12 protein-coding genes are annotated in these 9,859 nt (G+C 68.3%); 8 read left to right on the top strand and 4 right to left on the bottom strand.

The features are described from left to right. The first annotated feature begins 228 nt into the window (after positions 1-228). The 4 genes from JHN63_RS40305 (at position 229) to JHN63_RS40320 (ending at position 2,880) form a co-directional block, all read left to right on the top strand. Positions 229-1,374 (top strand): GAF domain-containing sensor histidine kinase, encoded by a 1,146-nt coding sequence (locus JHN63_RS40305; protein WP_200690079.1) that lies wholly within the window; start codon positions 229-231, stop codon positions 1,372-1,374. After that, on the top strand, positions 1,367-2,008 hold the full coding sequence (locus JHN63_RS40310; RefSeq protein WP_200690080.1) for a response regulator transcription factor: 642 nt from the start codon (positions 1,367-1,369) through the stop codon (positions 2,006-2,008). The genes JHN63_RS40305 and JHN63_RS40310 overlap by 8 nt, the downstream gene beginning before the upstream one ends. Before the next feature lie 166 nt (positions 2,009-2,174). Next, the gene (locus JHN63_RS40315) at positions 2,175-2,414 is read left to right on the top strand and encodes a chaplin (protein WP_200690081.1); all 240 of its coding nucleotides are present in this window, start codon (positions 2,175-2,177) and stop codon (positions 2,412-2,414) included. A gap of 226 nt (positions 2,415-2,640) precedes the next feature. Next, entirely contained in the window at positions 2,641-2,880 is a 240-nt protein-coding gene (locus tag JHN63_RS40320; RefSeq protein WP_200690082.1) for a chaplin, read from the top strand. 280 nt (positions 2,881-3,160) lie between these two features. Here the strand turns inward: JHN63_RS40320 and JHN63_RS40325 are convergent, their stop codons facing one another. Further along, on the bottom strand, positions 3,161-3,949 hold the full coding sequence (locus tag JHN63_RS40325) for a hypothetical protein (RefSeq protein WP_200690083.1): 789 nt from the start codon (positions 3,947-3,949) through the stop codon (positions 3,161-3,163). 132 nt (positions 3,950-4,081) lie between these two features. Between JHN63_RS40325 and JHN63_RS40330 the strand changes: the two genes are divergently transcribed. The 3 genes from JHN63_RS40330 (at position 4,082) to JHN63_RS40340 (ending at position 6,502) form a co-directional block, all read left to right on the top strand. Next, complete coding sequence (locus JHN63_RS40330; protein ID WP_200690084.1) at positions 4,082-4,873, top strand: ABC transporter ATP-binding protein; 792 nt, start codon at positions 4,082-4,084, stop codon at positions 4,871-4,873. Positions 4,874-4,949: 76 nt separating this feature from the next. After that, positions 4,950-5,384: an NfeD family protein gene (locus tag JHN63_RS40335; RefSeq protein WP_200690085.1), complete on the top strand. Its 435-nt coding sequence runs from the start codon at positions 4,950-4,952 to the stop codon at positions 5,382-5,384. Between the two features lie 152 nt (positions 5,385-5,536). Then, positions 5,537-6,502, top strand: coding sequence for an SPFH domain-containing protein (locus tag JHN63_RS40340; protein WP_033286429.1), 966 nt, complete (start codon positions 5,537-5,539; stop codon positions 6,500-6,502). A gap of 67 nt (positions 6,503-6,569) precedes the next feature. On the opposite strand, the gene JHN63_RS40345 is transcribed toward JHN63_RS40340, so the two are convergent. From JHN63_RS40345 to JHN63_RS40355, 3 genes are all read right to left on the bottom strand, one after another. After that, positions 6,570-7,076 (bottom strand): HNH endonuclease, encoded by a 507-nt coding sequence (locus JHN63_RS40345; protein ID WP_200690086.1) that lies wholly within the window; start codon positions 7,074-7,076, stop codon positions 6,570-6,572. Positions 7,077-7,221: 145 nt separating this feature from the next. Continuing rightward, complete coding sequence (locus tag JHN63_RS40350) at positions 7,222-7,761, bottom strand: YbhB/YbcL family Raf kinase inhibitor-like protein (RefSeq protein ID WP_200690087.1); 540 nt, start codon at positions 7,759-7,761, stop codon at positions 7,222-7,224. 40 nt (positions 7,762-7,801) lie between these two features. Further along, positions 7,802-8,584 carry a sporulation protein gene (locus JHN63_RS40355; RefSeq protein ID WP_200690088.1) on the bottom strand — a complete coding sequence of 261 codons (783 nt, stop codon included), beginning with the start codon at positions 8,582-8,584 and terminating at the stop codon, positions 7,802-7,804. A gap of 137 nt (positions 8,585-8,721) precedes the next feature. Between JHN63_RS40355 and JHN63_RS40360 the strand changes: the two genes are divergently transcribed. Continuing rightward, positions 8,722-9,363 carry a DNA-3-methyladenine glycosylase gene (locus tag JHN63_RS40360; protein ID WP_200690089.1) on the top strand — a complete coding sequence of 214 codons (642 nt, stop codon included), beginning with the start codon at positions 8,722-8,724 and terminating at the stop codon, positions 9,361-9,363. Positions 9,364-9,859 lie beyond the last annotated feature (496 nt).

A 9,859-nucleotide genomic window follows, 5' to 3' on the forward strand; every position in this document is an offset into this window, starting at 1 on the left:
CGCCCCAGCCCCTTGGACGCCCCCGTGATGATCGCTACCGACATGACACACGTCCCCTCGTCCACTACGCCTCCGTCGGCGTGCCCCCAACGTAGGAACGGGACCGCCCCCGCCGCGTCGGACGCCGGCCGCAGTCCACCGGGGCCCTTCGCCCTAGGCCTTCCGGACCAGACGCCGGCCGTCACCGGCCCGATCCGCGGTGTCACACCCCGCCGGTACCGTGAGGACATGAGTCAAGGTCCACGGTCCGGCCTCGCGGCGGTGAGTTCCGCGCTGCTGGCCATGAGCAGGCATCTCGAGGTGCGCGACGTCCTCAAGACGATCGTCGCCTCGGCCCGCGAGCTGCTCGACGCGCAGTACGCCGCGCTCGGCGTCCCCGACGACCACGGCGGCTTCGCCCAGTTCGTGGTCGACGGCGTCAGCGACGCCCAGTGGAAGGCCATCGGCCCGCTCCCGCGCCAGCACGGCATCCTCGCCGCGATGCTGCACGAGGCCAAGGCCGAACGCCTCGCGGACGTGCGCAAGGACCCGCGCTTCGAGGGCTGGCCCTCGGCCCACCCCGAGATGTCCGACTTCCTGGGCCTGCCGATCCGCGACGAGGACGAGGTCATCGGCGCCCTGTTCCTCGCCAACAAGAACTGCCCCAAGCGGGACGGCAGTTGCGGCTTCACGGAGGAGGACGAGGAACTCCTCTCCATCCTCGCCCAGCACGCCGCCATCGCCCTCACCAACGCCCGCCTCTACGAGCGCAGCCGCGAGCTGACCATCGCCGAGGAGCGCTCCCGGCTCGCCCACGAACTGCACGACGCGGTGGCCCAGAAGCTGTTCTCCCTCCGCCTCACCGCACAGGCCGCCGCCACCCTCGTGGACCGCGACCCCTCCCGCGCCAAGGGCGAACTCCAGCAGGTGGCCGCGCTCGCCGCCGAGGCCGCCGACGAACTGCGCGCCGCAGTGGTCGAGTTGCGCCCCGCCGCACTCGACGAGGACGGACTGAGCGCCACTCTGCGCACCCAGATCCAGGTCCTCGACCGCGCCCACACCGCGCGCGTGACTTTCACCGGCCGAGGCTTCCGCGCCCTGCCCGCCGCCCAGGAGGAGGCCATGCTGCGCGTCGCCCAGGAGGCCCTGCACAACGCGCTGCGGCACTCCGGCGCGGACCATGTCACCGTGACGCTGGAGCGAAGCGGCTGCGGAGCGGTCCTACGGATCACCGACGACGGCAGCGGCTTCGAACCCCAGTCGATCCGCCGCGCGGGACGTCACCTCGGCCTGGTCTCCATGCGGGACCGGACGAACGGCGTCGGCGGCACCCTGAGCGTCGAATCTGCGCCCGGCAAGGGCACCACGATCGAGATGGAGGTCCCCGGTGGCTGACGCAATCAAGGTGCTGATCGTCGACGACCACCAGGTCGTCCGCCGGGGCCTGCGCACCTTCCTGGAGGTGCAGGACGACATCGAGGTCGTCGGCGAGGCGTCCGACGGCGCCGAAGGAGTCGCCCGCACCGAGGAGTTGAAGCCCGACGTCGTCCTCATGGACGTCAAGATGCCGGGCATGGACGGCATCGACGCGCTGCGCAGACTCCGCGAACTCGACCTCCCCGCGCGCGTGTTGATCGTCACCAGCTTCACCGAGCAGCGCACGGTGATACCGGCCCTGCGCGCGGGCGCCGCCGGTTACGTCTACAAGGACGTGGACCCGGACGCCCTGGCCGGCGCCATCCGCTCCGTCCACGCGGGCCACATCCTGCTCCAACCCGAGGTCGCCGGCGTCCTGTTGTCCCAGGAGGAGTCCAACTCGGGGCAGGGCAGAGGCGGTTCACTCACGGAGCGGGAGCGCGAGGTGCTCGGCCTGATCGCCGACGGCCGCTCCAACCGCGAGATAGCCCGCGCCCTGGTGCTCTCCGAGAAGACGGTCAAGACCCACGTCTCGAACATCCTGATGAAACTCGACCTGGCGGACCGCACCCAGGCGGCCCTGTTCGCCGTACGCCACGGTCTGGCGAGGTGAGCGGCACCGCGGGGGTGGCGAGTCGGCAACACGGAGCGTCTCGTTCCGGACTGAGATTCATACCGTCGTGGGAATGTCCCTCGAATGGCGCATCCTTTGTGGATCTCCACCGTTCTCCAGTGCGTGCCGCGGCGCCTGCCGCGGTGATCGCTAGGAGGGCTCAGAAGTGAAGAACCTGAAGAAGGCAGCGGCCGTGACGATGGTGGCCGGCGGGCTGGTCGCCGCCGGTGCCGGGCTGGCCTCCGCCGACGGTCTGGCGAACGGCCAGGCCACCGGCTCGCCCGGCGTCGGCTCGGGCAACGTCGTCCAGGTCCCGGTGCACGTCCCGGTCAACGCGGTCGGCAACAGCGTGAACGTCATCGGCGTGCTGAACCCGGCCTTCGGCAACCTGGGCCTCAACCGCTGAAGCAGGTCGCCGCGCGACAGTGACCGACCTCCGGCCTCCCAGGGCACTCCCTGGGAGGCCGGTCCGCTCGTCACCTGGTCACCTGGCCATTTGGTCGGCTTGTCGCCCCAATGATCCGAACGGGCAGTCAAACGCGCATGTCCGTGCCGTTTTCGGCCTTGCCTCCGTTGATCAGCGCACGACCCGCGGCCGGGTCGGTCACGCAATCGCAGGAGGAACGCTTCCCATGAACATCGCCAAGAAGGCCGCCGTGGCCCTCACCGTCGCCGGTATCGCCGCCGGCGCGTCCGCCGGTGCCGCTTTCGCCGACGCGGGTGCCGACGGCGCGGCCGTGAAGTCGCCGGGTGTCGGTTCGGGCAACACCGTCCAGGTCCCCGTCCACGTCCCCGTCAACGTCGTGGGCGACAGCGTCAACGTCATCGGCCTGCTGAACCCCACGTTCGGCAACAAGGGCGTCAACGGCTGACACCCACAGCAGTAGAGAAGGGCCCCACGAGTCAACGACGACTCGAGGGGCCCTTTTCCATGGCCGGCGAGGGCCCGAGCTCCTCCAGCACAGCCCATCCGGCACCTTCTCCGCACAGCCCATCTCAATCAGCCCGTCCGGCACCTTCTCAGCACAGGCCCACAAATTCAGCCCGTCCGGCGTTTGAGGACGAGGCCCCTTCAGGGCCGAAGGGGGGTCTGGGGGCGCAGCCCCCAGAAGACGCCCACACCACCACACGGCAACCACCGCAGGGAAACGCTCACCGCACCCCCTTCTCCCGCTCCTCCACAACGGAGTTGTACGCCGCGACCTGCGCCCGCCGCGCCGTCCGCTCCACCGGCCGCAACGCCTCCGCCCGCACCGCCATCTCGGACGCGCTCACCGCACCCCCATGCCCACTCTCATAGGCCACGGACACCAACAACCCCACCCGCTGCGCCAGCTCCAACACCCGCACCGCCCGCGGCGGATACCCCGGCGCCAACACCTCCCGCCCCCGCTCGGCCCGCGCGCGATACGCGTCGAGAGCCGCCTCGGCCACCGGCCCGGACGCGGCCACGTCGAGCCGGGACAACACCGCCGTAGCGTCCCGCAGCGCCTCCGCAAGCTCCCGCTCGGCCTCCCCGAGCGAGGGCACATCGGCGGGCGGCGCCTCCCGCACCGGCAGGCAGTGCCAGACGACCTCGACATGGACGTCACCGGCGGGACCGGCCTCGTACACCTCGGGAACGAGGCCGAGCGCGACGCCGTAGCAGATCACCGCCTCCTCGGCCTCCAGGGCCCGCGCGTTGAACGCGGGCGGGCCGCTCAGGCCCAGCGGATGTCCCGAGGTGGGCAGCGCCACGCGCAGCCCGGTCGCCCCGAGGGCGCGCAGCCGCCCCAGCGCGAGGGTGAGTCCGACGGGGGCCGATTCGCCCGGCAGCCCCTCCACCCGGTGCACGGCGTCCTCGCCCACGATGGCGAGCACGGCGTCGTCGGGTGAGACAAGCCCGGCCAACAGGGCATTTCCCCAGGCGGCGAGGCGTCCTGAACGTGGTTCCGAAAGCATGCCCTCCACCCTAAGGACCCCACCGATGGAATGGACCGCCCGGCCGGTGGCGTAGATTTCTTCGAGGGCTGCGCCTACCGGCGCACGCGACAGCCGAGACAGGCCGACGATGCAATGGGAGACAGCGCGCTCATGAGCGATGTTCTGGAGCTGGAGGACGTAACCGTGGTCCGGGAGGGCCGGGCTCTGGTGGACCAGGTCTCCTGGTCGGTCAAGGAGGGCGAGCGCTGGGTCATCCTCGGCCCGAACGGCGCCGGCAAGACCACGCTCCTGAACGTCGCGTCCAGCTACCTGTTCCCCAGCAGCGGCACCGCCACCATCCTCGGTGAGACCCTCGGCAAGGTCGACGTCTTCGAACTCCGCCCCCGCATCGGCGTCGCCGGCATCGCCATGGCCGAGAAGCTCCCCAAGCGCCAGACCGTCCTCCAGACCGTGCTGACCGCCGCCTACGGCATGACCGCCGGGTGGAACGAGGACTACGAGGACGTCGACGAGCAGCGCGCCCGCGCCTTCCTCGACCGCCTCGGCATGAGCGACTACCTGGACCGCAGGTTCGGCACCCTCTCCGAGGGCGAGCGCAAGCGCACCCTCATCGCCCGCGCCCTGATGACCGACCCCGAGCTGCTCCTCCTCGACGAGCCCGCCGCCGGCCTCGACCTCGGCGGCCGCGAGGACCTCGTACGCCGGCTCGGCCGCCTCGCCCGCGACCCGATCGCCCCCTCCATGATCATGGTCACCCACCATGTCGAGGAGATCGCCCCCGGCTTCACCCACGTCCTGATGATCCGTCAGGGCAAGGTCCTCGCTGCCGGCCCGCTGGAGCTCGAACTCACCGCCCGCAACCTGTCGTTGTGCTTCGGCCTCCCGCTGATCGTCGAGCAGGTCGGCGACCGCTGGACCGCGCACGGTCTCCCCATGGCCTGAACTCCCTTGTAAGAAGCGGGTGCAGGGACATATGCGCCCTGTCCGTGACGGGACCCGCAGCTCTACCATTGACCATGTGAACGACATCGGCACATGGGTGTGGTGGCTCGTCGGCGCGGTGGCACTCGGGATCCCTCTCGTGGTGACCGCGATGCCGGAGTTCGGCATGCTCGCCGTGGGCGCTGTCGCCGCGGCGGGAACCGCGGGCATCGGCGGTGACCTCGTCGTCCAGGTCCTCGTCTTCGCCGTCGTCTCGGTCGCGCTCATCGCGGTCGTACGGCCCATCGCGAACCGGCACCGCTCCCAACGGCCCCAACTCGCCACAGGAGTGGACGCGTTGAAGGGCAAGCAGGCTGTCGTCCTGGAGCGCGTCGACGGCTCCGGCGGCGGCCGGATCAAGCTGGCCGGAGAGATCTGGTCGGCGCGCGCACTCGACACCGACCGCGCCTACGAACCGGGCCAGGAGGTGGACGTCGTGGAGATCGAGGGAGCCACCGCGATCGTCATCTGACCTCGCGGGACTCGACCGATGACCTCGCAGGACTCAACTGAACCGAACAGCACACGAGTTGCGCGAGGGTCTGACAGACTCGACCAGCAAGATCTTCAACAACCATAAGATCTTCCGAAAGCGCCGAGGCGGAGAAGGGTACGGGGAGCACGATGGAACCGGTCATCATCGTCTTGATCATCCTGGTGGTGTTGGTCTTCATCGCTTTGATCAAGACGATCCAGGTCATCCCGCAGGCAAGTGCCGCGATCGTGGAGCGATTCGGGCGCTACACACGGACACTGAACGCGGGACTCAACATCGTCGTCCCGTTCATCGACACGATCCGCAACCGCATCGACCTGCGCGAACAGGTCGTACCGTTCCCGCCGCAGCCGGTGATCACCCAGGACAACCTGGTCGTCAACATCGACACGGTCATCTACTACCAGGTGACGGACGCGCGGGCCGCGACCTACGAAGTGGCCAGCTACATCCAGGCAATCGAGCAGCTCACGGTCACCACGCTCCGCAACATCATCGGTGGCATGGACCTGGAGCGCACGCTGACCTCCCGCGAGGAGATCAACGCGGCCCTGCGCGGAGTCCTCGACGAGGCCACCGGCAAGTGGGGCATCCGGGTAAACCGCGTCGAGCTCAAGGCGATTGAGCCCCCCACCTCCATCCAGGACTCGATGGAGAAGCAGATGCGCGCCGACCGTGACAAGCGCGCCGCGATCCTCACCGCGGAGGGCACGCGCCAGGCCGCCATCCTCACCGCCGAAGGTGAGAAGCAGTCCCAGATCCTGCGCGCAGAAGGCGAGGCCAAGGCCGCGGCCCTGCGCGCCGAAGGCGAAGCCCAGGCCGTCCGTACGGTGTTCGAGGCCATCCACGCGGGCGACGCCGACCAGAAGCTCCTCTCCTACCAGTACCTCCAGATGCTCCCGAAGATCGCCGAAGGCGACGCCAACAAGCTCTGGATCGTCCCCAGCGAGATCGGCGACGCCCTCAAGGGCCTCTCCGGCGCGATGGGCAACATGGGCCCGTTCGGCGGAGGTTCGGGCAACGACGGAGGCAACTCCGGCAATTCCGGCGGCAATTCGGACCGCCAACGCCGAGAGAAGCCGTCCATCGACTGACAGACCTGTTCTACGACACTGGGGCCCACCTCCCGCGGGAGGTGGGCCCCAGTTCTGTTCACGTGTCCTACGCGGCCGGCTGAACCAGCCACTCCGGCAAGGCGTCGAAGTCCTCGGTCCCCAGCGCCAACAGCATCGCGTCAGCGGGCGTCGGCTCGAACGGCTGCCGCAGCAACGGCATCCCCGCCTGCTCCGGAGTCCGGGCCGCCTTGCGGTGGTTGTCCTCCGCGCACGAGGCCACCGTGTTCAGCCAGGAGTCCTGACCGCCCTGCGCCCTCGGCACCACGTGGTCGACCGTCGTCGCCCGCCTGCCGCAGTAGGCGCACCTGTGCCGGTCACGGACCAGCACACCGCGCCTCGACCACGGGGCTTGTCTTCGGAACGGCACCCTCACGTACCTGCACAACCGGATCACCCGGGGGGCCGGTATATCAACCGCGGCTCCGCGCATACGCAGTTCGGGGTGGGCCTGCTCGACGACAGCCTTGTCCTGGAGCACCAGAACGACGGCTCGATTCAACGACACCGTCGACAGCGGCTCGAAGCTCGCGTTCAGCACCAGCGTGTCCCGCATCCAGCCCACCTCCCATGTGCAACCGGCCCACCGCACGGCGGGCTTGGATCAACTCTGGCCGGGCACGCCGAGATGGACAACGCAATAAAAAATGCCCGCCTCTGATCAATTCCAAGACCAGAGGCGGGCAAACGTTCAATGAACGTCAGTCTTCTGCGGGCGCTTCGTACTCACCGATCAGCTGGGCACGCGCCAGGGCGTGAAACCGCAGGTTGAAACCGACGACCGCCGGAGAAACGTCCGAGTCCGGACCGAGTTTCTCCGCATCCACGGCGTACACCGTGAACACATAGCGGTGCGACCCGTCCCCGGGCGGCGGCGCGGCCCCGCCGAAGTCCTTCGACCCGTAGTCGTTCCGCACCTGTACGGCGCCCTCGGGCAGCCCCTCGAACTTGCCGCTGCCCGCACCCGCCGGCAGCTCGGTCACCGAGGCCGGGATGTCGAACACCGTCCAGTGCCAGAACCCGCTCCCCGTAGGGGCGTCCGGGTCGTAGCAGGTCACGGCGAAACTCTTGGTCTCGGACGGGAAGCCCTCCCACCGCAACTGCGGTGAGGTGTTGCCGGCCGCGTAGACCTGAGCGTCCTTGAGCGTCGCCCCCGGCTCGACGTCCTCACTCGTCACCGTGAACGACGGCACGGGCGGGTGGAAGTCATGGGGGAGCGGTCGCCGCTTGAGCTCGGTCACCTCGGTACCTCCTGATCGGTCTCTTCAGTGGACACCGAGCCTAGAACCAGTTGCGCTTGCTGCCGACCTCGGACAGCCACTGATTGAGGTACGCCGCCCAGTCCGTCCCGTGGAAGTCGTGCTGGCCCACCTGGAACGACCGGAAGGTGTCACTGCCCTCGCTGAACAGGCCCGGCTTCTTGTCCATCTCCAGGATGACGTCCATCGCGTTCTCATCGGCCACGAAGCTCAACTCGACCTGCTGCAGGCCCCGGTACTGCGACGGCGGGAAGAACTCGATCTCCTGGTAGAACGGCAGCTTCTGCCGCGTCCCCCGGATGTGACCGCGCTCCATGTCCGCGTTCTTGAAGCGGAAGCCCAGCCTGATGAAGGCGTCCAGGATCGCCTTCTGCGCCGGCAGCGGGTGCACGTTGACCGGGTCCAGGTCACTGGAGTCCACGGCCCGCGCGATCGCCAGCTCGGTGCTCACCCCGATGTGCATCCCGCGCAGCGCCTGACCGTCGATCATCGTGACCGGCGTCTCCCAGGGGATCTCCAGCCCGAACGGCACCGTGTGCGCGGCCCCCGCCTGCAGCTCGAAGGCGTCGCCCAGGCGCACCTTCGTGAACTCGATGTCCTGCTTGTACTCCTGGTCGCCGCTCTCGATCTCGACCTTGGCCTGCAGCCCGACCGAGAGCCCCTGGATCTCCTGGCTCACGGACCCGCCCTGGATCCGCACCTCGCCCTGAACGACACCACCAGGAACGACGTTGACCTCGGTCAGCACCGTCTCCACCGAAGCCCCGCCGGCCCCCAGGCTCGCGAGCAGCTTCTTGAACCCCATGACTCTCCCTTTACGTATGGACCCTTGATCCCTACAAACGCGATCCGACCGCGACCGGTTCCGCGCCACACCCTGGCAAGCGGACGGATCCTTGACCACCCCTTGGCACAAGCGAGCCTGGACTACGCTCGGACGCCATGATCGCGCCCCCGGACCGTATGCCACTCCCCAGAGAGTTCTTCGACCGCCCTGTACTGGAGGTCGCCCCAGACCTCCTGGGTCGCCTCGTCGTCCGCACGACGCCCGACGGCTCGATCGTCCTGCGCATCACAGAGGTCGAGGCCTACGACGGCGGCAACGACCCCGCGTCACACGCATACAGAGGTCTGACGGCCCGCAACGGCGTGATGTTCGGTCCGCCCGGGTACGTGTACGTCTACTTCACCTACGGCATGTGGCACTGCATGAACCTGGTGTGCGGTCCGGAGGGCACGGCGAGGGGGGTCCTGCTCCGGGCCGGCGAGATCGTCGAGGGCGCCGAGCTGGCTCGCAAACGTCGACTCTCGGCCCGAAATGACAAAGAACTGGCCAAAGGACCCGCCCGCCTGGCCACCGCCCTGGATGTCGACCGCTCCCTGGACGGCACGGACGCGTGCACCACGGGGGAGACACCCTTGCGCATGCTGGCCGGTACTCCTGTGCCCTCTCATCAGGTAAGCAACGGTCCCCGCACCGGGGTGTCCGGCGAGGGCGCGGTCCACCCATGGCGGTTCTGGATCACCAACGACCCGACGGTGAGCCCTTATCGGGCTCATACGCCAAGTCGTCGGTCAAGTTGACGCGCCATGGCGGGGGTGCGTAATGTAGCCCGAGCCGCTTGACCCGGGTACGGCATTCGCCAGCAGCCGGAAGCGGCCAACCCACTACTTACGACTCTCCCTCGCTGAGGGCGCATTCGGCGTGCCTGCATGCCTGAATTCGAACTCGCGGAACTCGATTATGAGTTGCCGAGGGGATCGGCTAACGTAGTGAATGTCGAAAGGCCGACAGGCGAAAGCCCAAAGCCCTTGACAATCCCCTCCGACAGGGAATCTGGACCGGAAACGGTCTGATAGAGTCGGAAACGCAAGACCGAAGGGAAGCCCGGAGGAAAGCCCGTGAGGGTGAGTACAAAGGAAGCGTCCGTTCCTTGAGAACTCAACAGCGTGCCAAAAATCAACGCCAGATATGTTGATACCCCGTCTCCGGCCACTTAGTGGTTGGGACGAGGTTCCTTTGAAGAAAACATACAGCGAGGACGCTGTGAACGATCATCCTATTCCGGTGGTCGTTCCG

Origin of the sequence: Streptomyces sp. MBT65 (assembly GCF_016612545.1) — a bacterium.
Classification (GTDB): domain Bacteria; phylum Actinomycetota; class Actinomycetes; order Streptomycetales; family Streptomycetaceae; genus Streptomyces.